This is a genomic window from Paraburkholderia sp. JHI869 (assembly GCF_038900775.1).
Classification (GTDB): Bacteria; Pseudomonadota; Gammaproteobacteria; order Burkholderiales; family Burkholderiaceae; genus Paraburkholderia.
Genome location: NZ_JAYMSC010000054.1, coordinates 12,648 through 38,098, shown reverse-complemented (window position 1 = coordinate 38,098; position 25,451 = coordinate 12,648). Strand labels below are relative to the sequence as shown.

The following is a 25,451-nucleotide window of genomic DNA, read 5'->3' as shown; positions in this document are numbered from 1 at the left end:
CCACCCCCACCGGAGCCTTGAGCGTCATTGTGGCAACCTCTCCAGGCAGCCCGTTCTGCAATGTTTCACCGGCGATGTTGCTGCTCTGCGAAGCGAAGAACAGAATCATCTTGAGAACCGCCGCCTTGGTCGCACGCGTTCGCGAAATGGGCGCCCCCATGTCCACGGATTCAATTTCTGCAAGCTCGCTGAAGTTGCGGTCGATAACCTCATGCACGCGATACAGCAATGCTTGTCGCTCGTACGGAGTCCAAGAGCTCCACGGGCCCTCGAATGCCAGGCGCGCCGCGCGAACAGCGCGGTCAATGTCTTCCTCGCCGCCGGCCGCCAAATGGCCGCAACCCACACCAGTAGATGGATCTCTGATCTCGAGCAATTGCCCGGACACAGCGGGAACAGTTTGACCATCAATCAACAACCCATGCTGACCTTGCGAGAGAAATCGCATTGCCGCGGCGCTGAGTTGTGAAAGGGAATTGTGACCACTCATACTTTCATCCTCCATTAGCCAACCATGTCAAGCCGACATAGGAGAGCACTGGACGGCCTTTCCAAGACGACCAATCTCTCCTGCGGCTTCGCTTCCTGTCGCTCCGAGTTCAGAATGTGAACACGCCCTTGCCGCCGGACTGACGATTGAACGTTTCGTACGCGAGCGCGGCTTGATTTAGCTTCCACTCACTGGTGAACAAGGCATCGACGTCAAGATTTCGATCGACGATAAAATTGGCGCAAGCCTGCTGCGCCTGAATGGACATGGTCCAAGAGGTCATGACGTTAAGTTGCCGACGCAGCATCTTGCCCACGGAGAGGCTGATCTCCGCTCCAATGCCGACCAGACAAACCGTTCCCCAAGGTCGGACGCAACTAAGTGCATCGACCCCAGCGGATGCAGCACCTGCGGTCTCCAGCGCCATCGTCGCACCCCGCCCTCTAGTGAGCGCACGAATACGATCCGGTGCGTTACCTTCAAGGGGGTTGATGACATAATCCGCACCAAGCTGCTTCGCTTTGGCTCGACGACTTTCGTCAATGTCCAGAGCAATCACTTCCGCGCCCTGTGCCTTGGCGAGGAGGGTTGCCGAAAGTCCGAGCGGTCCCTGCCCGAACACAGCGATAGTGTCCCGTCCGGTTATGCACATTCGTTCAAATGCGCCCCATGCTGTACCGGTGCCGCACGAGATCGCAGCTCCAGCTGCGAAGCTAAGCTGCTCATGAAGCGGCACAAGCGTGTCCGCTGGAACTTTCATGTACGGTGCATGGCCGCCGTGGGCATCCGTTCCGAATACGGTCACCGGCACGGTTTGGCACATTTGCGGCCAACCGGATCGGCAATCTTCACACCCCGCGCATCCTCGATAGTGATGCACCATCACCCGACTGCCGATGCGGGCATGCGGACTCTGAACTCCGGGACCAACAGCTGCCACGATCCCGCAAGGCTCATGTCCACCGATAATGATTGGCGACTCCGGGTTACTCGCGCGTCGATAAAAATGGAGGTCACTGCCGCACATGCCCGACGCCTTGACCTCAATGATGACCTCACCGACGCCTGGCGTCGGGTCTGGAACGTCAACCAGTTCGACCTTGCAGTCGCCACGAAACGCAATTCCTTGCATGGAATTCTCCCTGCTACGAAACGTCAAGACTGAAACTGGGCGCTATGTACGCCGAATGCGTTTCAACGTTTAGAAAGGACCGCCGATCGGGCCGATACGGCCTGCTGTCTGCGCAAAGCGCGCTTCACGGAACCTGCACTCGGCGGGAAACAACTCAGCTTGAGCAATCCGGCCGTCAGAACACAGAGACGTCCGTCCGCCCAGTGGAATCAGAGACGGGCTCACCTGTTGGCACGGACATATTGAGTTCTCTTCGCGCGGGTCGAGCTGTGTTTAGCCACGGTAGGCGGGAAGAGCGCTCCGGCAGGCACGACTGCTCCTGCCGGAGCGTGTTACAGGCTGCGCTTGTGAACAAAACTCAGCCTATTTGTTTCGAACAGGGCTCGGCATCGCGTCGGGCACGGAGTCCGGCAATACGTTAGGCTCCACAGCTTCAAGTGACCGGCGGTTAGTTTCGATGCCGGCTACCGCCATCAACAACGCCACCAGTAGATAGGCGCCAGAAAGCGCTCCAATAACACCGCCGATTCCGTATCCGTCGAACAGCGCCAGCACAATCGCGGGCGACACAATCAACGCCGCTCGACCTATCGCTTGCGCCAAACCACCGCCGCGAAAGCGATACTCGGTCGGAAACAGTTCGGGGTTGAACGCGGAAGCCAAAATCAAAAAGGACGCAACCATCGAAACAAGCAAGAAACCACCTATCATGATGACGATGTCCGTGGACAGGAAGGGATAGGCAGCGCCAAAGGTTGCGCACAACACGCCGAACATCACCAGGCCCCAACGGCGGCCGATACGATCAGCGAGAAAGGCGCAAAGTAGCGGGCCAGCAATCCACCCACCCATCATCGCAGCGTTAAAACCCAGCGAGCGTGTGACGCTCATACCTTGCTTGACGAAAAAGGTCGGCATCCAGCCCGTGAGCGTGTAGGAACCGAACAAGCCAACGACCATCATCACGATTGCCAGCAGCGTGCGTCGGATCACGGGGCGGGAAAAAAGCACGCTAAATGGGACCCACCGAGGTTGCGTTTGAAGAGCGGCAACGAAAGGCGGTAGCTTGCCTGCAAGGCTGGCCTCTTCCTCGATGCGCTTCAGGATCGCTTCTGCCTCCTTGCCCCGGCCAATCCGTTCCAGCCAACGCGGCGATTCCGGCAGCTTGCGTCGCTCCCACCAAACCCAGAGGGTACCGATACCACCGATAAAGAACATGGGACGCCAGCCAAATTTTGGCACTACTGCCAGGCTGACGAGCGAGGTGACGAACACACCTACCCCGGCGAACAGTCCGAACCATGCCTGATACCGGCCGCGCTGCTCCGGCGGTATGAACTCCGTGATCAAGCCAAAGCCCATGACATATTCAGCCCCCATGCCGACGGCCATCACCGCCCGCAATGCAATGAGCCACTGCATGGACGGCGCAAACGCGGAAACCACTGCGAGGCAGCCAAAGATCAACAGATTGAACTGGTAAGCGAATCGCCGGCCAAGCCGATCGCTCAGCCACCCAGCAGCTGCGGCGCCAAAGGTGAGGCCAGCGAATGTGACGGACATGAACAGCGAATTCAGCTCGAGCGTGGACCAGCCAGTCTTGAGCAGCGCTGCCAGTACAGAGCCAGACAATGTATTGTCGAACGAATCGAAGAAGACGCCCATACTGACAAGCCAAAGCACACGCCGATGGAAGGCTCCGATCGGCAAACGGTCCATTCTGGCGCCTGCGTTTACAGAATTCATAGTTAAACTCCGAAGTCTCCGAATATAAATGTCACAGCGCCTTTCATAATCATTGTTTTGTCAATGAATTCCCTTTTCATCAACAATGTGAACTTTAACTACCTAAGCCTTGGTTACTATGCCACGCGCATACGTCACAGAATCCGACTTCGTTCGCTCGAACGTGCCCCCTAGTCAGATTTCGCAAGCGCGATGGCCGCTACTTAGCCCGCGGCTAGTCCAAAAGTACTCGGGTAAACATTTGGATTCCGTCGAAGCAAGTACCACGCCGGGCGGAGCTGGCGATCCACACCGGTTGATCGTGGCTGCTTCGTCGTACGGGCGGCAGATTCATAGACGTTGGCGCCATTCACATTGAAGCCAGTGTGTTTCCAGTCCCTTGGCCCGCGGCGCAGCGGGACCAAGGATCCATCTATACCAATCCGACTGACCTCGCTAGTCGGCGCGCACCTTACACGTCCAGCACCAGACGTTCCGTCATCGATTTTGAGACACAAGGCGCAATAAGTTTGTTGCATGCGCGCTCGTTCGGGAGAAGGAACGAATCACGATGGTCTGGAACGCCTTCCACCACATTCGAAAGGCATGATCCGCAGGTCCCCTCGAAACAAGATGAAGGAATCACGACCCCAACCTCTGCGCATGCGTCGATGATCGACTGCCCAGGAAGGACCGTCACTTCGACATTTGAGCGTTCGAGTCTCACCGTGAACGTCTCGAGTGCCCCTTCAGCGGCTTGACGCGCCCCGGGCTTCGGTGCGAACCATTCGGTGTGAAACGACCGACCAGCTGCTGTCGCCGCCGATTCGAGGTCGAGGAGAAATCCCTGCGAACCACATGCATAAATTTCTGCGTCACCGCTCTCCTCAACCAGTTTCGCGAGATCGGGCCTCCCCGTCTCCGACGTGAAGTAAACGCGCGCCTCGCTGAACGGCCGAACTCGATCGACATGCGCGAGGGTATCGCGGCTTCGCCCCACGTAATCCAGCCGCCATGATGCACCTTGCGCACGCGCGGCTTCGATCATAGGCAGGATCGGAGTGATACCAATTCCGCTAGCAAAGAAGTGATACCGTGTGGCTGGTTTCATCTCGAAGTTGTTCAGCGGCCAACGAACACGTACAGATTCACCCTCGCGCAATCGATGGACGATGTCCGAGCCGCCTCGTCCAGCCACCTCATGGAGAACGGCAATCCGCCAACTTGCCCGATCGGCAATAGGCCCAGTCAACGAATAGGAGCGGACAATGTCACCGGGAAGCACAAGGTCGATATGAGCACCGGGCGTCCACTCGGGTAACACGGTCCCTTTGGGGGGACACAGATTAAGTTCGATGATGCGCTCAGCCAACGGGCGAATCGACGCGATCGTGAGAGCCAACTCTTTATGCCCGGAACGCACGCTGATAGCGGCTGAATCGACGGAACGCGCGATGAATTTGACTGGAAGTTTAGATGGCCCAAGATGGGACCAAGTACTGAACTCGGGCTCACCAGTAACAATGAAGTCGTCCGTCATCGACAATAGTTCTTCTACAGCAATACGAAGCTGCGCGCGAGCCAGTGACGCACCAATGCATCGGTGAATGCCAGAACCAAATGCAATATGCGGGTTGGGCTTACGGTCGAAGTCGATCGTATCCGGGTCAGCAAACTTGGAAGCGTCGCGATTGGCCGCCGAAACCATCAAACCGACCCTCGCCCCCTTGGGGATCAGCGTCCCTTCGATTTCGACGGGGCATGTCGTTCTGCGTCCAACAAGGCGCACAGGCGTCCACGCACGGAGTATTTCCTCAATCGCCTGTGAAATTAGCTTCGGCTCATCCCTGAGGCGCTTTTGATCTCCTGGATTGGATCCGAGATGGCGGATGATGCTACCCAGGGCATTTGTTGTCGTACCATGACCGGCCTGAAGAAAAAGCCTAATGGTCCCAGTGACGTCTTCATGCGAGAGTCTGCGACCGCCAACGGTTTCATTCAATAGCGAACTGATCACATCGTTAGCATCGTAGGGCGCCTTGCGTCGAGCATTGACCACACCGTCAATGTACGCGTAGATCTCATCGTTAGCCTCCTTATGGGTGGCCGAGTCGCCAGCAGCACCTGCGTCGATGACTCTGTTCACGATCGTTTTGATGGTATGAGCGTCTTCGACCGAAATGCCGAGAAAGATGCACTGCACCTGTATCGGCATGAAGAACGTAAATGCCTCGACGACGTCGGTCTCACCGCGAGCGATGCAGCGACCAAGTAGGTCCCTCGCAGCTCGGCGAATGACCGGCTCCAACAGACGAATACGATCCGGGGTAAAAAACCGGTTCAGTAAGTCGCGGAAATCACCGTGAATCGGAGGGTCGACTTCTGCAGGAGCTCGCGGTGGCCTATCAGGGCCGGTGGCCTCGGGAATAGGCGTCTTCTGAGCGCTTGTAAACGTTTGAAAGTCTTGCGCCGCCCTTGTGACATCTTCATAGCGCGTCAGCGCATAAAAGCCACCAAATCTGTCACTCCATGCCACCGGGCATTTTTCACGAAGATGTGCATGGATTTCTGTTGGATCGCCGTGATTTGCGGGGTCAAGGGGATCCCAATCGGGTGTTGGTTTCGACGACATCTCTTTCTCCTTCAGCAAATCTTCAGCGACATACGCGAAAGATCATTACTTGAATTCTCGGGAACATAAATTCCCGTGTGTACGCAGTTGAAGAATATGCGTTCCTTGAATCCGTCCGCTATTCAAGCATGTGAAAGCGGGTCATGGAACGCGAACCAGTAGCGACTGTTGGCGCCGGCTAGTCTTCGAAGCCGATCATGGCCTTCACTTCGAGATATTCTTCGAGACCGAAGACGCCCATTTCACGACCGTTCCCCGATCTCTTATAGCCGCCCATTGGCGCAGCAGGGTTGCTCGGAACACCATTGAGGAAGACTCGCCCCGCGCGGATCTGAGCTCCGACTGCGCGTCCACGCTCGCGGCTTGTGCTAAACACATAGCCACCCAACCCGTACGCCGTGCTATTGGCAATCTGGAGAGCCTCCTCTTCGTTCGCGTACGAGATGACTGCCAGCACCGGCCCGAAAATCTCCTCTTGTGCGATTCGCATCGTTGGCTCTACGTTCGCGAAGATCGTAGGTCTGACGAAGTATCCACGATCGAGACCCTCGGGTCGGCCCAAGCCGCCTGCAATCACGCGAGCGCCCTCACTAATGCCCAACTCGATATACATTTGGTTCCGGTCGAATTGGGCCGCATTCACAACCGGCCCCATCGTCGAGGACGGGTCAAGCGGATCTCCGACCCTCACTTTGTGTGCCTCTTCCTGCAGCAATTCGAGAAGCTCATCCAGTTGACGCTCATGAACCAAGACGCGAGTAGGCGCATGACACGACTGACCTGAGTTGGAGAAAGCACGCCCCACATTCCATTGCGCGGCAGCTCGCAGATCAGCATCGTCCAGAATTATGTTGGCCGATTTGCCGCCCAACTCTTGGCATACTCGCTTGACCGAAGGGGCGGCCGCCTCGGCGACGAGCACACCAGCACGAGTCGATCCTGTGAAAGACACGAGGTCGACGTCCATATGCTTACTCAGAGCGTTCCCTACAATCGGGCCATTACCGTTGACCAGGTTGAACACGCCTTTCGGTACTCCGGCATCGTGGAGAATTTCTGCGAGAAGTAGCGCCGTGACGGGCGTGAACTCACTTGGCTTCAGGATCGTCGTGCATCCTGCGGCAAGCGCATAGGCCAACTTCGTCGCAATCAGCTGCACGGGCCAGTTCCACGCCGTGATCAGTGCGCAAACACCAATCGGTTCACGGCGAACGATGTTACCGTCAAGCCGCGTTTCGAATTCGTACCGGCGGAGTGTTGAGACTGCCTGTTTGAACGAAGCAAGCGCGGCTGTAGTGTGAATCTTCTGACTGACGGGCGTCCCGAGTTCCTCGGTTACCGCTGCCGAGAGTTCATCTTCTCGCAAGTAAAACTGCTCAATGATCCGTTCGAGCAGCGCAATCCGCTCAGTTTTGGACGTCGCGCTGAACGATGGGAACGCGGCGCGAGCAGCCGCAACCGCCCGGTTCACATCTTCGACGCCGCCCAAGGCAACGGTCGCGAAGGGCTCTTCAGTGGCTGGATTGATTAACTTCCACTTTTCGTTGCCTGCGGGCGGAATCCACTTTCCATCAATATAGATATTGTCGTACGACCTCAATTTTCTTCTCCAATCATAGCCACCGCTTGCCTGCCAGAGACAGGTTTGGCTTCCGCCCTGCCTAACCGCACCTTTGGGGGTTTCTCCGCGAGTCACGTAGAAAACGACCAAACACTCATAGCGCCGTCAAACCCCGCTCGGGTGCGCCGGCATCACGCACCGAGCTCGGATAACGAACGCGTGTGACCCGGACCGCACGACGTGCACCGCCGGCGATAGACCCGAATGTTAGGTTTGTCGACGGTTCAGCTTCCCTCGACGATCCGGATGTCTCGATCGGCGCCATCGCCTAGTGCTTCAAGCGCTGCTTGATATGCAGCCCCATCGTGTGTGGCAATTGCTTGCTCCAAGCTGTCAAACTCGATCACGATCGTGCGTTCCTGCAAGCCTTGCTCATACACTTGCTGCGGCACGCCGCGTGCAAGAAAGCGGCCGCCACCGCTCTGAATGGCCGGTCCGGCGAGTTTGCCGTAAGCTGCAAGCGCATCAGCGTTCTTCACAGCTCGATAAGCAGCAATCCAATAGGCTTTCGACATAACACCCTCGATTTCACAGTGTCGTTTCACACTGAAGGTTAAAATCCCGCTAGTGCGGTGAATTAAGCAATCGTCCAAATCTAGGCGATCCGCATCGTGGGCCGCTCCTGGTTGGGCGGAAAGATACGCCACGCGCCATCTTGATGACGAAAGAAGAACATTGCGACCAACCCTGTCGCGGTAAGTGTCTCGACGCACACATAGCGTTCACACGTAGAGTGTCTGCTTTTGAACCGAGTAACATGAATTTGCGCTGAACACTCCGGGGCGAGCCAGTGCTCGACCATCAAACGCAGCGATTTCTCAGCGCTACCCATGGACTACTCCTTCATTGCCCTTGACTCGCAGCCTGTTTGGTTAGGCTGCTGCGTCAGTTGCCACAGCGAGATTCAACCGCCCCGCCTGATCTTCAAGGAGTGGCGGACAACTCAACAAGCCGGAAATTGAAGACTTCTAACTCTGCATTGGACTTCAAGCGCTCGCCTTTAGACTAGGACAGCGCCCGTGAACGTTGAGCCTTCTCTCCAGCGGCACTTAGCAAAAATGAAAGATCTGTACCTGTCGAGATAAAGCGCGCTCCGCGCCGAATGAGTTCTCTGAGAACTTCCGGACTTCCGCTCAAGCCACCAACGCCCAGTCGTTTCCCATGCTTGTCACAAGCCGCCTGGCATCGTGCAAAGGCATCCTTGAGCTGGTCGTGTTGCAACTGTCCGACTATTCCCAATGACGCGCACAAATCATTTGCGCCGACGAAAAGCATGTCCACACCCTCAACTGCGGCAATCGCGTCGACATTCTCGAGCGCCTCGGCAGTCTCGATCATGACTGTTACCATCGTCGCAGCATTCATTGCCTCGAAAAGGTGCTCGGTCGACACGCTCCGAAAGCCGATGTGCGGCAACCCGCCTGTAAAGGAGCGTGTTCCCAGCGGCGGATACTTGGCAGCTTCGACAACGGCCATAGCCTCTTCTGCCGACTGGATGTGGGGTGCGATAACACCAAGTGCTCCGCCATCCAAAACCCGCGAAATGTAGTCCGGTGCGACGCTAGGGACACGCACGAATGGCGTAATACCCTGCCCCAATGCGGCAATGCAGATTTGTGAAGTTGTTTCGATCGAAAAGCTACTGTGCTCAAGATCGACATATAGCGAATCGAAGCCAGCCGTCTTGGCAATGAGTGCAATCTCTGCGGTTCGCACGAGTCGAACCGTCATTGAAAGTACTAGTTCGTTTTCCTTTAGCTTATCTTTTACGGAATTATTGACCAAACCCGTGGCAATGTCGCCCATCGATTAAAGCTCCTCTTATAGAGTCGCATCACGATAAATCGCCGAGAAAGCAATCAATCCGCGCTGCTTCGATAATATGATCATCAACCGACAGTGCCCGGTCAAGCGCTGACTTTTATCCAATAACCTCCAGTTATATCGGATGCCACCCTAATCTGGTTAAAGAAGTAGGTGAAATTTAGACTGACCGTAAGCAGCGAGGATGTCTCTCGCCCCAATGAACCAACAGAGGAGCACAACAGTGAAAGTAGCCGAAGCGGCCAAGGTAGGAACGGGAAACGTCGGGAACATGCGCGAAGGCGTTTTAACGCAGAAGTTCCTGTTGACCGGGGACGACGACACGCCTAACAACTACGTGCTTAATACGGGTCGGACCGGCGCTGGCGGCTGGCAGGCGCCGCGCCATCGCCACAACTTCGATCAAATCCGCTACGTCATCAAAGGAGCATTTCCTTACGCCAAGGACAAGTCGCTCCCGGAAGGATGGATCGGATATTTCCCGGAAAGTGTCTACTATGGTCCACAGGACCGCCCCGAAGGCCTCGAGATGGTCGTCTGCCAATTCGGCGGTGCCAGCGGAAATGGGTATATCAGTGTCGAACGTCGAGAGGCGGCGAACGAAGTCCTGAAGGCAAAGGGCGAATTCAAAGACGGCGTTTTCACATTCTTCGACGAAAACAATACAAAGCACAATCAGGATGGTTTCGAGGCCTGCTACGAAGAAGTCACGGGCAAGAAGCTGGAATACGCGAAGCCTCGATATCAAGATCTGGTATTGATGAACCCTGAAAGCTATGAGTGGCTTCCTGATTTGGAACCTGGCGTCTTCTCTAAATGGGTGGGCACCTTCACTGAAAGAAACACAAAAATCGGATTTTCAAAAATTGAAGCCAATTCAGATTTTTCTGCTGGCATGCAAGACTCAATTGAATTGATGTATCTGATTAACGGTCGCGTGTCCGTAGATAATAAAGAGTACGGTCCGCAATCTGCATTCGAATTCAAAGAAAACGAAGGACCGGTCAAGATGTCTGCGCTTGAGCAGACTGAATTTCTTCGGATCGTCTTGCCCAAGTTCTAGTTTTTGATTTTCAATCATATTATCCGAGGATAACTAATATGCGGTTCGCGCGCTTTTTGCTGGGCTCAAGTGAGCAGATCGGACTTGTTGATCTGCAAAAGTCGGTCGTTCGGCCACTGGGCCCGGCGGTTCAAGACATGGTTCAGTTGATTGTTAATGCGGCGGAACTGAAGTGCGTTCCCGCCGACGGTGAAGAAATCCCCCTTGAAGAAGTGCAACTGTTGGCACCCATCGTTCCTCGACGGAACGTCTTTTGCGTTGGCAAAAACTACCGTGAACACGCAAAAGAGTTTGCGAGCAGCGGTTACGAGGCTGGTGCCATCAAGGGCGCGGAAATCGATGAATATCCCGCAGTTTTCAGCAAGCCTCCTTCAACCATCGTGGGTACTGGCGACGACGTCCATCTGCATTCGCACGTAACACAGTCAGTAGATTACGAGGCCGAGCTTGCAGTCATCATCGGAAAGGCCGGTCGGGACATTAAAGCTGAAAATGCGCTCGACCATGTTTTCGGTTACACAATCATCAACGATGTGACGGCTCGAGACCGTCAGCGACACCACAAGCAGTGGTTCCTGGGGAAGTCGCTCGACACGTTCTGTCCGATGGGTCCTTGGATCACGACTGCCGACGAGATCACGTCGGACGGGCTTGACGTTAAATGCTGGGTCAACGGCGAACTGCGTCAAAATGCCAATACGCGAGATTTGATTTTCTCAATTCCGACGCTTATTGCGACGATTTCTGCTGGCCTTGCTTTGGAACCTGGTGACGTCATCGCTACTGGCACTCCTGCGGGCGTTGGCATTGGCTTTAATCCGCCTCGCTTCCTCACAGCAGGCGACGAGGTAAAGATTTCAATCAGCGGTCTCGGAACGCTCACGAACCGCTTCGTGTAACCGTTGAACTTCGATGCCAAAATGGGTAGCCGGCTCCACCTTGCGACAGGATCGCTAAGTGGAGCCGGTTGACCCATATAGCGGAGCATTGCACAGCCGCCGCCCTGTTAGAACGAAGGCCTAGCGTCGACCGTCGCATCAGCAAGAATTTAGACATAGCACAGGAGGCTTTGTGCCCTACTCGCCCTGACCGTGGCCTCTTTTGGACTCTTTTGAACCTGCATTGGTCGAACTTGTACGATTTCCTTTGGCGTCTCCGTTGCTCGTCGAGTCAGAAAGTGTCCCCCAAGGACCCGAAAGTGGGTCGATCAACTTCACGGAGTCGTTGATCCCGCAAAGTAGTGTCATGGGCTGGAATTCGAGAAGGACGATGGCGAGCACCGCGCCCAATTGGAACATAGCGATCGTCTCCGTGTTATCGCGTTTCGCAAGCAGTTCCCTTTGATGCCTAGCTCACATTCTGGGGGACATTAAGACGAACTCTGAGGTGACTAGTAACTAGCCAGTAGGAAAGCATTTGCGTCCGCATAGCGTGGATTCTATTTCGAATGACAATTCGCGGAGTATGTTCGCATCAAGATCTATAGCAGCGAACAAAACCGGCAACAACCGCTCTTCCGGACGATCTCAATCGTTTCGGGTGACCCCGAGTCACCAGTTGTTGGTGCGATTCTTCAGTTTCTTTGCATTCACTCGATTCGATAGAGGTATAAATTGATGAAAATTGGATACGTTGGCCTCGGCGCATTGGGAAGTCAACTTGCCCGCCGCTTCATCGGCAATGCGGAACTTTGGGTGTGGGATATCAGCGCCCATTCGCGTGCTGCATTCGCTCAGGAATCTGGGGTGCGCGTCGCAACCTCTGCATTTGAGCTTGCCCAACATTGCGACACCGTTTTCGTATGCTTGCCCCGGAGTTCCGATGTTAGAAACATGGTGTTTGGCGACAACGGCCTTGCCGCCGGCTTGTCACCTGGGTCTCTCGTGGTCGACCAAACTAGCGGCGTGCCCGAAGAAACGAGACAAATCGCTAATGAACTGGCGAAGTGCGACGTTGCCATGATCGATGCAGCCGTCTCAGCAAGCCCGCATATTGTGCCATTGGGCGGTGCGACCCTGATGGTCGGTGGACCCGACCAGTGTTTTGAACGGGCGAAGCCTGTGTTGAGCATCATTACGGAAACAATCTACCGATGCGGTACTCGCGTTGGAGATGGCCAAGCCATGAAGATTGTGAACAACGCAATGAACGCGACAACTCGACTTGGAACGCTCGAAGTTGCTGTACTTGGACGCAAAGCAGGCCTCTCTCTCGCAGATATGGCCACCTTCCTCAATCGAGGTATGGCGCGGAATCAGACCACAGACAAGATGCTCCCCGCGCTCGCCGAAGGTAAGACTTCGACGAATTTTGCCTTAGCGCTGATGTTGAAGGACATCAACCAGGCTGTGTCGCTGGGCACATCGATCGGTGCGCCCATGTACGTCACGAGTATTGTACGAGGACTGCTCCAGATTGGCGCGAATGCGCTGGGTGCAAACGCCAAACTCGAGGATATGGTGGGAGTTATCGAGAGACTTGCGGGCACGCGTCTGAGTCCCCCTGTCGATGTGTCGCCGTCGAAGGCGAGCGAGGCGATTGACGACTCATCGTTGCACCTGAGTGGTCCCGAACAACGGCGCGTCGAAGAAATGCTTGAATCCGCGATTATGGCTCTCTGCCTGCACATCACGTACGAATGCGCCGTGGTCGGGCTCAAGTATGGACTTCCAATGCAGGCGATCTCTAATGTCGTGAACAAAAGCTCAGGCTGGAGCGAAAGTTCTCGATCGCTTCTGCCGGCACTCGCCGCCGGACGAGATGTAGAGCCAATGGACTTAAAGGTTGCTCTCCGAGATCTCAACCAAGCGTGCTCCCTCGCAATTCGCTTGGGTGCGCCTCTGTCGATTGTGAATGCCGTTCGCTCCATCTGGTTACATGCGTCTAATCTCGGTGGAGCCAATCAAACATCGATCTGCCTACGGGACTTTTATTTTGCAGCGGCGGACGTAAACTCTGCCGTTTACCACTGATTCTAGGTTTTGATAAAGTACACGTAGGGACTGGGTTTTAGGGCGGGGCGTCCCCCCGCCCCTTCGCCCCTCTTGGTGGCACAACGCCGCAAAGGTCGAAAATAGCGATGGCGGGACGGCATCCGAGAGAGTGACCCGGGAAACCCATAGCTGCAGCCTTCACGCTTTAGCGTGCCTGTTGTAAAGCCGTGAACACCCGCGGGACGTGCCCTCGAAATAGCTAGGCTGGACGGGTCAACCGAGTGCTGCGCGTAGTGCCCGCAAGAACTGTGCGCCGAGTTCCTCCGCCAGTTCCTTGGTCAGGCCTGCGACGTAACTCGCGAGCGATCAAGATGTGTACCTGCTCTGTAGTGCGATTCGTACACACCCTACGTGCGTTTGTATCCATAGCCTTCCAGGCTCGAAATCACACTTGATACGGCCGAATTGACTGCGTCCCAGAGATGCTCGAGTTTTTCTCTGGCAATCGAGAGCGGCAGCCGGGAGGCCACCAGCTCCAGAAAATAATTCTCCATATCTCCGGCGGAGCGCCTGACCATCTCGATCTTTTCCATCAAAAGCTCTGGCGAAAATGGAACAGCGCCCGCCGTGACGTCCCGACTGGGTTCGCGCAATTCGCTCCCCCGAACATCAAGAATGACGGTGAGAGGAGCTAAGTCCAATGGGACAAGCCTGAATGCAGCGGGCCATGGGGCATCAGCCAATCTTCGTTGGTCGCCATTACGGCATGCAAACGGTCGGACACCCTTAGTGGACAGCGATGGCCGCGCGGGGTCGAAATGCGTCCGCCGGACTACGCACAGCTACAGTGCGCAACCGGTGCATACAACCAAGTACGCCGGCATCAACCATGCAAATATGGATACCCCAAACTACGCAGATGACGAAGCTCCACTGATCAATCTCCCCATGCTCCTCCGACCTTTCAGCAAAATCGGATCAACGTCCGACAAGCTTCAAGCTCTGCTCGGTGTAGCGATTGCCCTGAACTTTCGAAAAGATGGCATTCAGTTCGTTGATCTCGTCGGCAGTGATTTCCACATCGACAGCCCCTACGTTTTCCTCGAGTCGATGGAGTTTGGTCGTACCTGGAATTGGCACAATCCACGGTTTTTGTGCCAGTAGCCAAGCAAGTGCAACCTGCGCAGACGTTGCACCCTTACGTGTGGCGATCGCTCCAATCGCAACGACGAGTTGCAGGTTGGCCTCGCGCGCTTCACCTTGGAATCGTGGAAGCGTGCGGCGAATATCGCCGTCCGTGAAAGTCGTGCCTGTATCAACCGCCCCGGTCAAGATGCCCTTGCCCAGCGGGCTAAACGGAACGAACCCAATACCCAATTCTTCCAGCGTCGGCAGGATTTCCACTTCGGGTTCGCGGGTGAACAGCGAATACTCGCTTTGCAACGCGGTCACGGGTAGTACGGCATGTGCGCGGCGAATTGTCTGGGCGCCGGCTTCCGACATGCCAAAATGCTTGACCTTGCCCTCTGCAATCAGATCCTTAACCGCGCCAGCCACTTCCTCAATTGGCACGTCGAGATCGACGCGATGTTGATAGAACAGGTCGATACGATCCGTCTTCAAGCGTTTCAACGACTGCTCGGCGACAAGCTTGATCCGCTCGGGGCGACTGTCCAATTCGCCTGTTCGTGCGTCGCCATCCTTCCATCCAAACTTCGTGGCAAAAACCACCTCATCGCGGACTGGAGCAAGTGCTTTCCCCAGTAGTTCCTCGTTGATAGCACCATAGGCTTCCGCCGTATCGAAGAAGGTCACGCCCATATCATGCGCTGACCGGATTAGCTTGATCGCCTCGCGTTCGTCAGTCGGTGCGCCATAACCGAAGGAAAGGCCCATGCAGCCGAAGCCCAATTCGGACACTTCCAAACCATTTTTTCCCAAGACTCGCTTCTTCATTCAATTTCTCCTATTCATAAAACACGACTACGACGCGAAAGCGCCACGTTGTACCTCACCGAAACGCGCGGCCATAACGGCGACAACGGCTGCGACAACGAGTACCGCCGCGCTCGCGCCGAAGGTGGCTTGGTAGCCACTCGTGTCAAAAAGGACGCCACCGACAGTTGCGCCGAGCATGATGGCAAGCTGCACAATCGCTACAAGCAACCCACCACCGGCTTCCGCGTCCTGTGGCAGCGTGCGCGCCAACCACGTCCACCAGCCAACTGGTGCCGCCGTCGCAATCAGCCCCCAAACTACGAGCAGAACGGCGCTCACAGCTACCGAGCTACCGAACTCAACAAGTGCTAATGCGATCACTGCCATTAAGACCGGGATGACAACCAACGTCCGATAAAGCCCACTCTTGACGAAGGCGCCAATCAGAGTTGTCCCGATGAAACCAGCGACGCCGATCCCAAGGAGCATCAGCGAAAGCGTTGTAGTGTCGACATGAGCGACCGACTCAAGGAACGGCCGCAGATAGGTGAATAGCGTGAACTGCCCCATGAAGAGCAGCGCGGATGCTGCCATGCCCAGGGCAACCGCAGGCCGCGCCAATAGCTTGAAGGCGTTCCCGGACGTTGACGCCGGCTCTACGTTCATTGAAGGCAATCCGATTAGCTTCCAGCCGAAAGCGATGGCCGCAACAGGAACGACGCAGAAGAACGCCAAGCGCCACCCAACGATTCCACCAAGAAAGCTACCCAGAGGTGCGGCAAGCACCGATGCCAGTGCATTGCCGCCGTTCAAGATCGCCAAGGCGCGAGGAACGTGACGATCTTCCACCAACCGCATCGCCGTCGCAGCGGACATCGACCAGAAGCCACCGATGGCGACTCCGATCAGCGCCCGGCCTATCATGAAGATGACGTAGTTCGGTGCTAAGGCGACAACCGTACCTGAAACGATCATCAGCAGCGTCAGTGTCAGCAGCAACACCTTGCGGTCGAGCTGACCCGCTAGTGAAGAAATGGACAGACTGGTCAATAAGGCGAACGCCCCGGAAATCGCAATCGCCTGTCCAGCGCGGCCTTCACTGATGCGAAGGTCAGCCGCGATGGGCGTGAGCAGGCTGACAGGCATGAACTCGGACGCGACCAAGGCAAACGCTGCCAGCGACATCGCAAGGACGGCACCCCATGCTTGCCTGCTTTCGGACGGATTCGGCAGGTGTGTATTTTCTGGCATGTGTCGTTTTCTCGACTACTTGTTCGACGCCGCGTTCTTCTTGGAAATCCAGCCCAAGAGAAGATCCGCAATTTTGAGGTTGTTGCGATCCATAATCAGCAGGTGACTATTGCCCTTCATGCCGTGGTCGGGGAGGTACAGCATCGTCGCGTTGCCACCTACGGCATTGACCTCCGAAACAAACCGTTCGCAATCGGTATACGCGGATTGCCAAGTGAAACCTTCGACCGTACTTTTGGCATCAAGATGGTCGCCAAAGACAACAAGAGTCGGAATCGCAGCAAAGGTCTTCATCTGCGCTGGAGTCCAGGCGGTGTCGTGACAGGTGCCCGGCTCAATCAGGATCATCTTCTTGACGTTCGCGGAGTCGGCCAGCGCGGCGTGCAGCGGATAGGCACCTCCTTCCGAATGACCTACGACGACAGCGCCACCCAGTTCCCTCGAAAGGATGGCCAGGTTCGCGTAAGTGGGGTTGGGCTGCGGCAAACTTGCGTTGAAATCTGGAATGGACTGCGCCGCAAGGGCGTCGAGGGCCTCGACGGGGAACTGCGTATCGGCGAACGGCTTTCCATTGCGAATGCCAATCCGGAACTGTGCCAGTCCGTCTTCCTGTGAGATACGAAAGGCATTGGGTAAGGCGGTCGGAGGCTGCTTGCCTGTGCGAACGTCGTTGTAAGTCGAAATATCGACACCCGAGCGAGCACGCGACGATTGATCGACTACATAGGTCGCGTGGCCTTTACGAACGAAATACTCGTACCACCCCATCCTGCCATCGGGGGTCGTGTCGTACGTCTTGCCGCTCAACGTGGCTCCATGCACCAGGACAATAGGCAGTCCGCTGGTGTTCTGAGGAATCATGTAATCGACGTACATCTGGTCAATCGTGATGTGACCGTCTTGCGCCGGCGGAACGCCAGTAATGCTGGAGAGTTGTTCGCGTGTCTGGTCGATGCTTGTGCCGCCGATAACCAGACTACCGCGATCTTTCAGCACCAGTGGTTTAGCGCTCCGCTTCACGTCCTGCACTTGCTGCGCACTGGCGATGGACGAAAAAAACAGGGCGAGCATGAGCGATGCCGCGTACGCGCTGATGATGTTTTTTGAGGCTGATTTCATGATGGATATTCCGTTGGTTAGTTGTTTTGATCTCGTTACTTGGGCCTCGAATCAATGACCTTCGCGGCAACCGCTACCGCGCCATAGGCATTGGGCCAGCCAGCGTAGAACGCAATCTGCGCGATGACCTCCCCAATCTGTTCGGCAGTGAGTCCGTTATCCATCGCCCTGTTGAGGTGGAATGCCGCCTCGTTTACCTGTCCGTTGGCGATCAAGCTGCTGACGGTCACAAGGCTGCGGTCGCGTGGAGACAAACCCGGCCGACGCCATACGTCATGAAAGAGCGGATCGTTCATGAAGTGCTCCAGAGCCGGCGAAACTGGCCGGACATCTCGCGCAACAATTTCCGAGCGACGAGCTTCGGTTTTCTCGTCGATCGGCAAGAGTCGTGGTGAAGCGGGAGGGAGTTGGTCGGCGCCGATGTGCCGCTCGGCAAAAACTTTCGCCGTTACCGCAATCGCGGCCTTTGCGTTTCCGAGTCCGGCATAGAACGCCAGATGCGTAATGATTTCCGAAATCTCAGACGGCTTCACGCCATTGTCGAGAGCGCGATAAAGCTCCGGGCGCAACTCGATCGTCTGATTTCGCGCAATCAAGGTCGCCAACGTAACGATGCTTCGGTCACGCGGCGATAGCTGCGGTCGTTTCCACAGATCGTTCTCAACAGATTCGTTGATATAGCGAGCGAGCGCAGGCGATACCGCACTCACATTCACCTCTGCGTTGGAATCCGGTTCATGCCGGGGAGCCGTCTGCGCGTTGGAAATATTCATTGCACCGAGCCCTAGTAAAAGGAAGGTCAAAGTTTTTTTCATGCTTTGGGATCCCTGTAATTGCCTGGAACTGCAATCATTCGATGAAGCGTTGCGTAACCCGATGCCGACCGGCTCAGTAAACCCCCATGGAGTTCCAGAAATCGCAATGGTGGCGCTTCGCAAATTCGATGGCCGCCACGCTGCGATTTTCGGGCAGCATGAATTGCATCAGGCTTGGTTGCGCGCCCTCAAACCTCGGCCAGTCCGTCCATCGCGCCGTGCTGCTCGCGGATGTCCAGAAATGCACCATCTCGTCGGACAGCTTCTCCTGGAAGCTGTTCAGCTTGACTGGAGCACCGACCTTCCCGCCGTGGAAGCCGGGGAAGATATAAGAAAGCTCGAAGGTATGTGCTGCACCCAGCGGATAGGTCGTTGGAGGAATGTAGGACGGGGCTGTCCTGTCGTTGAACTCATAAGCATGAACCGTCGTCTTTTCCGATGCCCATTTGTCGATCATCAAAGCTGGACACGAAAACAGATAATCCGTCGCGGCGGCGGCATAGGCTTCGCTGGGCGATTGATAGTCTGCAATCGGATATTCGCGTGCGACCAACCTTGACTTATCTCCAAAGAATGCGCCAAGTCCGGTGTTGTAACCCTCTTCGGTCATCGCCTTTCCCGTCGCGTTCTCCGGTAGAGCCGCAAAAAATGTCCCTTCATTGCTGGTCGTGCCGTTGACGATGGTGACCGGATTGAATTTCCCTTCCCGCAGCGCATCGCCGGGCTGCATGGGCATAAAGTCGCCGTCGATGATCGTCTGGTTGACGATGTAGTCCTTCTGGTGAGCGAGGATTTGATCCACGCTGAGCCTGCGGAGGCAGGCGGCGCTCTGGTCGCTGCAGCCCGCGGCAGTGGCGAAGCCGGAGCCGATCTTTCTGGCGTATTCCACCGGGCGCGTCGCACCAAAATAGGGATGCCGGATGATTTCGGCGCCGCCGCTCATGATGATCGCGTGCTGAAATTTTCCGGCCGCCCAGGGGGAAATGATTTGCGCGAGGACGCTCGTGCCCCCGGACGACTCCCCGGCGATGGTCACGTTGTCAGGATCGCCGCCGAACTTTTGGATATTGCGGTGAACCCAATCCAGTGCGAAGGCTTGATCCATCTGGCCGTAGTTGCCAAAAGGATGCCGTTCGCCATCAATGCTGGGATGCGAGAAAAATCCCAACACGCCAAGGCGATAGTTGATTGTGACGACAATCATCTTGCCATCAACCACCAATTTACTCGGATCATAGTCGGCTGCCTGTCCAACCGTCAGGTTGCCGCCATGTATCCACACGAACACGGGCAATGAACGCCGTTCCTCTGTCGAGCGTGGGACATAGACGTTTAGATAGAGGCAGTCCTCGTTCCCCCCCGCGCTTGCGAATGCTCCGAGATCACCGTTTTGCGGACACTCGTTAGAAACCTTGTTCGCCTCCAGCGGCTTCTTCCAAGGCTTGGGTGCCTGTGGTGGACGCCAACGCAAATCGCCTACTGGCGGGGCTGCGTAGGGGATCCCGAGAAAGGATGTCATCTTGACATCGCTAATGCCGCGGACTGGCCCGCTATCGACATTGAGGACAGGGGCAGTTTGCGCCTTGGCGACCGACCCCGTCGCCAACTGCACGCACAAGCCAATCGCCATAAAAAGGTGACCGATTTTTGCAAGTGCGCTGGATGCCGAAAGGCTACCGGGCATTGTATTGCTCATCGCTGACCTTCTCCATCCATTCGACGTTCTCGCCATTCACCGTGGTGCCGCTAACTGCCAGGTGCGTCATCGCGGTAGTAGGGGTGGCACCGTGCCAGTGCTTGACACCTGGCGGGCACCACACCACATCCCCAGGATGGATCTCCCGTATCGGTTTTCCCCATTCTTGATAAAGCCCCACGCCGGAAACGACCATGAGGTACTGTCCTTTGGGGTGGGTATGCCAATGCGTGCGAGCACCCGGCTCGAACGTCACCAGGTTGCCCGCGGCATTGATGTCGGCGTTGGCCCGCCAAACCGGGTCGATTCGCACTCGTCCAGTGAAATAGGCAGCAGGAGCAACGACCGAGGGCTGACTACCCGCGCGCATGATCTGCGGCGGAGCGGAAGCTGGAGCAGTGCTCGCCAGAGGCTCGGCCGCATTGCTTATGGCAGCATGAAACACTGCGACGTACAGGGCGACTGTCAAGAGCGATGACGTTTTCATGCTGTCCGCTTCCATTCCTGACTCGAGCTCAGAGTTCTTGTGCCGTCGGTCGGAAGACGATTTCGTTGACATCCACGTCTTCGGGTTGGCTGATCGCGAAGGCCACCATGCGGGCGTAGCTGTCGGGCGAGATGCCGACCTTGCCCACATAATCCGCATTCGCCGATTGCATATCCTTATCGCTGATGTGGTCGAGCAGTTCGGTCTTGACCGCGCCCGGCGAGATCAGCGTCGTTCGGATGTTGTAGGGCGTCACTTCCTGGCGCAGTCCTTCCGACAGGGCACGAACCGCAAACTTGGTGGCGCAATAGACCGCAGCACTCGGGAAAATCTTGTAGGCCGCAACGGATGCGGTGCTGATGATGTGGCCAGACTTCTGCGCCTTCATGTAGGGCAGCGCGGCGGCCATGCCGTGAAGAACGCCGCGCAGATTCACGTCAATCATCTGGTTCCATTCATCCACTTTCGCCTGTTCGACGAGCGACAGCGGCATGAGACCTGCGTTGTTGACCAGAACATCAATGCGGCCAAAGGTTTTGACGGCGGTATCCACGAGCTTCTGCGTGTCTTCCAAGCTAGTCACGTCGGTGGAGACGGCCACGGCCTTGCCGCCTTTGCTCGTGATTTCGGCAGCGACTTTCTCGATGCGGTCAGTACGGCGTGCCGCAAGGACGACGCTGGCGCCGAGTTCCGCCAGATGACGGGCAGCCGCCTCGCCCATGCCACTGGATGCGCCGGTGATAACGACGACTTTGCCTTCGATATTGCTGCTCATTTCATTTCTCCGAGAGATATTGTTCATCAGTGACGTGTTCCAACCATTCGACGTTCTTGCCGTCTAGCGCTTCCTGCACCGCGATATGCGTCATGGCGGTGGTCGGTGTGGCACCGTGCCAGTGCTTGTGTCCCGGCGGGCACCAGATCACATCGCCCGCGCGAATCTCGACGATCGGCTCGCCCTCGCATTGAGTCCAGCCACAGCCGGACGTGACGATCAGCGTCTGACCGAGCGGGTGGGTGTGCCAGGCCGTGCGCGCGCCGGGCTCGAAAGTGACGCTGGCGCATGAGACGCGTGCCGGTGCCGGTGGGGCGTTCAGCGGATCAATACGGACAGTGCCAGTGAACCAATCCGCCGGGCCTTTGATGGAGGGTTGTGATCCGGCGCGTTTGAGTTCCATGAGAGACTCCTAATTCAAAATGGGTCGTATCCCGGCTTCTTGTAGAGTTCAGCCATGTTTTTCTCTGTGTCCGGGCGATAAACCGTGTCCATCCGGTCTTCCGGCTTAATTTCCTCGATGGCGACGGACACTGAGTTCGCGCTAGCGTTGCGAGTCTCAACCAAGGCCTTCACGATGCCGTCGGTGAGTCTTGTTTGTGCTGCCCGGTCTTTCCCAGCCAGAGCCTGACGATCACATGGGGCATCGTTGACCTCCTGATGCGTTGCTCGGTTGAGAAGGAAAGGCTGGCTGCCCACTTTCCCGAAGAATTGCTTCCAGCCGCGCTGCGCGTTGCGCCAATGCCAATCAGGGGCAGAAATAGGGTTCCATGACCGGCTCCCATCTCGAAACATCGATGTAGGACGAGGAGCATGGTTCTGACGGCCGACTCCCGGACAGGCAGCCAGCGTCTACCGGACTAGCTTCAGGCTGGCGCAACCCATCCGATAAGGCCCAGCTTCGCCGCAGACCGGCGGCATGGGATCAATGGCACTTTATTGCCTGCGCGACTAGTTCGGAAGATAGTAAAATCAGCACACTCATGTGAACGTGGTGCACCAATGCCGAAAGAGAATCTGAGCGATCTACAAGCGTTTGTAGCGGTGGCTCGTGAACGCAGCTTCACCAAGGCCGCCGCCCAACTCGGTCTGTCGCGTTCCGCATTGAGCCACGCCATGTTGGCTTTGGAAGCGCGCCTCGGTGTGCGGCTACTCACGCGCACCACCCGCAGCGTTTCCACTACGGAAGCTGGAACACGGCTGTTGAACACCGTCGCGCCGCGGCTCGACGAAATCGAACTGGAGCTGGGGTCGCTGAGTGCAATGCGAGGCACGCCAGCCGGAACAGTGCGCATCACGGCACATGACCATCCCGTCGTGACCGTGCTTTGGCCGCGCCTTTTACCACTGTTGAAGGCGTACCCCGATGTCCGGATCGAGTTCAGCGTGGACTACGGATTCACCGACATTGCTGCTCATCGTTTCGACGCTGGCGTACGATTCGGCGATCAAGTGAACAAGGACATGATTGCCGTGCGCATTGCGCCGGACCTACGCATGGCCGTGGTGGGTACCCCTGCATACCTGGCAGATCAACCGTTACCGGCGACACCACACGACCTGACCAAGCATCGCTGCATGAATTTGCGCCTGCCTACTCACGGCGGACTGTACGCCTGGGAGTTCGAGAAGGATGGGCAAGTAATCAGTGTGCGCGTGGAAGGTCAGGCCGTGTTCAACAATACGTTCTTGATGCTGCAAGCAGCGCTGGATGGCATGGGACTGACGTATGCACCACTGGACATTGTGCAACCTCACATCGACGCGGGACGATTGGTGCCGGTGCTTGAGGACTGGTGGCCGTCATTTCCCGGCTACCATCTCTACTACGCCAGTCGCCGGCAGCTGCCTCCCGCATTGGCATTGGTGATCGACACGCTACGCTGGCGTGAGGAACCCCCCCGCGTTGCCAAGCGGCGAAAAGAGTAGTTAGCCGATGGACGACCTACGCTGCCGTCCAATTTCCCAGGACACGCCGCTGCCGGGTATGCAAAACGCTAAAAGGTTCAATTTTTGAAAGCGCTCATTTACCGCTCATTCGGCGCACCCATCAAGCAGCTTGATCTGGAAACACTTGATTTGCCGCCGGTCAACCCTACGCAGATGCGCGTCGCTATGACCGTTTCGCCGGTTAATCCGTCCGACCTGATTCCGATTACCGGCGCCTATTCGCACCGCATTCAGCTTCCTGCCGTCGCAGGCTACGAAGGCGTTGGGCGGGTGATCTATGCACCCGAAACCCACACCGAACTCATTGGTCGACGTGTATTGCCGCTGCGCGGCACGGGCACTTGGCAATCCTACGTCGATTGCAGCCCCGACCTTGCTGTCCCGGTGCCCGACACCATCAGCGATCTCGTCGCAGCGCGAGCCTATATCAATCCACTAGCGGCCTTGACCATGCTGGATGCTTTCCCGGTAACCGGAAAGCGAGTGCTATTGAGCGGTGCGGGATCAACCTGTGCGGAGCTTCTCGGACGATGGGCGCAGGAGCAAGGAGCCGTCAAAGTTCAAGGTATCTATCGCTCCGACAACCGCGTGTCACGGCTTGTTGCCTGTGGCATCCAGCCTGTCTCCATGAACGACTTGCATGCGGTAAAAGCAGCGGCGAGCGAAGCTGATCTGGTTTTTGATGCCTTGGGCGGGCCGGTTGGCTCAATCGTGATTGATGCGATGCGCGATGGCACGGTTTTCGTCGGCTACGGCCTGCTCTCCGGGCAGAGCATCCAGCCATCAGGTACACCCCGTGCCAGTTACCGGCGATTTCACCTTCGGGATTCCTTGGTGACGATGACACCCGGCACATGGCAGAGACAGTTTCAGCGCTTGTGGCACGCCCTGCGCGACGCCGATCTGCCGCCTGTCCAAGTCTTTGCCATTGACGATTGGCAACGCGCGGTGGAGCAAACCGCTCGACCCGGAGCGGTAAAGCCTGTGCTTCGTTTTGGCTAGCCAGGCTGGGAGCTGTGCTCCCTCGAGTGATCCTCCACGCGCTTCTTGCACAACTCCTCGACGCGGTGCGTTCTGCCCGCTTCGGCCGTGTCTGCGGCGGGGGCGCCTCCCCTGCGCACTTGGGCCAGCCACTGCGCCAGCGAGCATACCTGCCCTACGGTCACTTCCACAAACAGCCCTAGCGACGGCTTGCGAGGCTGTCCAGCTGTCCGATACTGGCGTTCATTTTCTTTCTGCTCAAGCCAGTTCCGCATTGTGATGCCTCACGATTCCGCGATCGTGCCGTTTCTTGAGCTGTTTGGTAGGGCGCGTGCTGGACTGAATGTTCCGGCTCGAGTGCTCAATACAAAAATATTATCGAACCGTCGCCCGCGACAGTTCAGTTCGACGCACTTTCCCCTCTATCTCTGTTCCGCGACCCGCCACCATCAGCCTGAGTTCCACCAACTGCTACTGAGCGCGTATCGGCCGGAGCAATCCGCCTTGTCGCCCACGTGGGCAGCTTAATTTCGACACTGATCACCCGCACATCGGAGTTAAGCACCTAAGGGGAGACTCCGCCGGCGCCGTAGCGTTCTCAACCAGTCGTCCCAGGCTGTAGTCGCATGCTTGCGGAACTCGTCGTGGTCGCCACTGCATTCGAAAGGTTCGTCAATCGTCCTACGATTTTCGAGATGAAAAGGCAATCATTCTCGATCCGACGCTGAAAGCGGTGCAGCCGTCGTCGACAACGAGCGACAACAATAGCGCGAGAGCGACCCAACTTTCAGACGTTTTCCACACCTTGCCCGTGAATAGCAGCCCTCATCGTGGAGATGTTTGTATGACGATCAAGCCGAAAAAGCTACCAAGCTTCCACCATTTCAATAGACGAATCGCGCCCGCCTTCCATCCCCTCATCGACGGGCTGGCGTCTATTCCAAAAGCCTTTAGTGGCCTAACAAAACTGAACTGTTGGTTGCAACCAGGATGCGCCACAATGGACCAAAGCCTGCATC

General features: G+C 56.6%; 22 protein-coding genes and 1 pseudogene. 5 read left to right on the top strand and 18 right to left on the bottom strand.

All coding sequences use genetic code 11. The features are described from left to right. The 7 genes from VSR72_RS42155 to VSR72_RS42125 all read right to left on the bottom strand — a co-directional run. Positions 1–490, bottom strand: a 490-nt coding sequence (locus VSR72_RS42155) for an aldehyde dehydrogenase family protein (RefSeq protein WP_342958102.1), incomplete at its 3' end; no start/stop codon positions are given. 109 nt (positions 491–599) lie between these two features. Continuing rightward, complete coding sequence (locus VSR72_RS42150; RefSeq protein ID WP_342958101.1) at positions 600–1,622, bottom strand: zinc-binding dehydrogenase; 1,023 nt, start codon at positions 1,620–1,622, stop codon at positions 600–602. Positions 1,623–1,985: 363 nt separating this feature from the next. Next, on the bottom strand, positions 1,986–3,341 hold the full coding sequence (locus VSR72_RS42145; protein ID WP_342958100.1) for an MFS transporter: 1,356 nt from the start codon (positions 3,339–3,341) through the stop codon (positions 1,986–1,988). Between the two features lie 478 nt (positions 3,342–3,819). Beyond that, positions 3,820–5,979 carry a cytochrome P450 gene (locus tag VSR72_RS42140; RefSeq protein ID WP_342958099.1) on the bottom strand — a complete coding sequence of 720 codons (2,160 nt, stop codon included), beginning with the start codon at positions 5,977–5,979 and terminating at the stop codon, positions 3,820–3,822. Between the two features lie 178 nt (positions 5,980–6,157). Continuing rightward, positions 6,158–7,579 carry an aldehyde dehydrogenase family protein gene (locus tag VSR72_RS42135; RefSeq protein WP_342958098.1) on the bottom strand — a complete coding sequence of 474 codons (1,422 nt, stop codon included), beginning with the start codon at positions 7,577–7,579 and terminating at the stop codon, positions 6,158–6,160. Between the two features lie 245 nt (positions 7,580–7,824). Continuing rightward, positions 7,825–8,115, bottom strand: coding sequence for a DUF1330 domain-containing protein (locus VSR72_RS42130; RefSeq protein ID WP_342958097.1), 291 nt, complete (start codon positions 8,113–8,115; stop codon positions 7,825–7,827). Positions 8,116–8,605: 490 nt separating this feature from the next. Then, on the bottom strand, positions 8,606–9,406 hold the full coding sequence (locus VSR72_RS42125) for an aldolase/citrate lyase family protein (protein ID WP_342958096.1): 801 nt from the start codon (positions 9,404–9,406) through the stop codon (positions 8,606–8,608). Between the two features lie 241 nt (positions 9,407–9,647). Between VSR72_RS42125 and VSR72_RS42120 the strand changes: the two genes are divergently transcribed. The 3 genes from VSR72_RS42120 (at position 9,648) to VSR72_RS42110 (ending at position 13,459) form a co-directional block, all read left to right on the top strand. Beyond that, positions 9,648–10,487: a hypothetical protein gene (locus tag VSR72_RS42120; protein WP_342958095.1), complete on the top strand. Its 840-nt coding sequence runs from the start codon at positions 9,648–9,650 to the stop codon at positions 10,485–10,487. A gap of 38 nt (positions 10,488–10,525) precedes the next feature. Then, complete coding sequence (locus tag VSR72_RS42115; protein WP_342958094.1) at positions 10,526–11,386, top strand: fumarylacetoacetate hydrolase family protein; 861 nt, start codon at positions 10,526–10,528, stop codon at positions 11,384–11,386. Positions 11,387–12,103: 717 nt separating this feature from the next. Beyond that, entirely contained in the window at positions 12,104–13,459 is a 1,356-nt protein-coding gene (locus tag VSR72_RS42110; RefSeq protein WP_342958093.1) for an NAD(P)-dependent oxidoreductase, read from the top strand. Positions 13,460–13,827: 368 nt separating this feature from the next. On the opposite strand, the gene VSR72_RS42105 is transcribed toward VSR72_RS42110, so the two are convergent. The 10 genes from VSR72_RS42105 to VSR72_RS42060 form a co-directional block, all read right to left on the bottom strand. Further along, complete coding sequence (locus tag VSR72_RS42105) at positions 13,828–14,013, bottom strand: hypothetical protein (RefSeq protein WP_342958092.1); 186 nt, start codon at positions 14,011–14,013, stop codon at positions 13,828–13,830. Between the two features lie 385 nt (positions 14,014–14,398). Continuing rightward, positions 14,399–15,376 (bottom strand): aldo/keto reductase, encoded by a 978-nt coding sequence (locus tag VSR72_RS42100; protein ID WP_342958091.1) that lies wholly within the window; start codon positions 15,374–15,376, stop codon positions 14,399–14,401. 27 nt (positions 15,377–15,403) lie between these two features. Further along, a complete protein-coding gene (locus VSR72_RS42095) occupies positions 15,404–16,609 on the bottom strand; it encodes an MFS transporter (protein WP_342958090.1) in 1,206 nt (401 codons plus the stop codon). Positions 16,610–16,624: 15 nt separating this feature from the next. Further along, positions 16,625–17,728 carry an alpha/beta fold hydrolase gene (locus VSR72_RS42090; protein ID WP_342958089.1) on the bottom strand — a complete coding sequence of 368 codons (1,104 nt, stop codon included), beginning with the start codon at positions 17,726–17,728 and terminating at the stop codon, positions 16,625–16,627. A gap of 35 nt (positions 17,729–17,763) precedes the next feature. Further along, a complete protein-coding gene (locus VSR72_RS42085; RefSeq protein ID WP_342958088.1) occupies positions 17,764–18,543 on the bottom strand; it encodes a carboxymuconolactone decarboxylase family protein in 780 nt (259 codons plus the stop codon). 73 nt (positions 18,544–18,616) lie between these two features. Beyond that, positions 18,617–20,239, bottom strand: a complete 1,623-nt coding sequence (locus VSR72_RS42080) for a carboxylesterase family protein (protein ID WP_342958087.1) — start codon at positions 20,237–20,239, stop codon at positions 18,617–18,619. Next, entirely contained in the window at positions 20,217–20,741 is a 525-nt protein-coding gene (locus VSR72_RS42075) for a cupin domain-containing protein (RefSeq protein ID WP_342958086.1), read from the bottom strand. The genes VSR72_RS42080 and VSR72_RS42075 overlap by 23 nt, the downstream gene beginning before the upstream one ends. Positions 20,742–20,754: 13 nt before the next feature. After that, on the bottom strand, positions 20,755–21,501 hold the full coding sequence (locus VSR72_RS42070) for an SDR family oxidoreductase (RefSeq protein WP_342958085.1): 747 nt from the start codon (positions 21,499–21,501) through the stop codon (positions 20,755–20,757). A gap of 1 nt (position 21,502) precedes the next feature. After that, positions 21,503–21,904 (bottom strand): cupin domain-containing protein, encoded by a 402-nt coding sequence (locus tag VSR72_RS42065; protein WP_342958084.1) that lies wholly within the window; start codon positions 21,902–21,904, stop codon positions 21,503–21,505. A gap of 14 nt (positions 21,905–21,918) precedes the next feature. Beyond that, a complete protein-coding gene (locus VSR72_RS42060; RefSeq protein ID WP_342958083.1) occupies positions 21,919–22,296 on the bottom strand; it encodes a hypothetical protein in 378 nt (125 codons plus the stop codon). Positions 22,297–22,503: 207 nt separating this feature from the next. Here VSR72_RS42060 and VSR72_RS42055 point away from each other — a divergent pair, with 207 nt between their 5' ends. Next, on the top strand, positions 22,504–23,430 hold the full coding sequence (locus VSR72_RS42055) for a LysR family transcriptional regulator (RefSeq protein WP_342958082.1): 927 nt from the start codon (positions 22,504–22,506) through the stop codon (positions 23,428–23,430). 84 nt (positions 23,431–23,514) lie between these two features. Next, on the top strand, positions 23,515–24,453 hold the full coding sequence (locus tag VSR72_RS42050; RefSeq protein ID WP_342958081.1) for a zinc-dependent alcohol dehydrogenase family protein: 939 nt from the start codon (positions 23,515–23,517) through the stop codon (positions 24,451–24,453). Positions 24,454–24,464: 11 nt separating this feature from the next. On the opposite strand, the pseudogene VSR72_RS42045 reads toward VSR72_RS42050, so the two are convergent. Next, a pseudogene (locus VSR72_RS42045) lies at positions 24,465–24,671 on the bottom strand (integrase); the annotation flags it as partial. Positions 24,672–25,451: the final 780 nt, after the last annotated feature.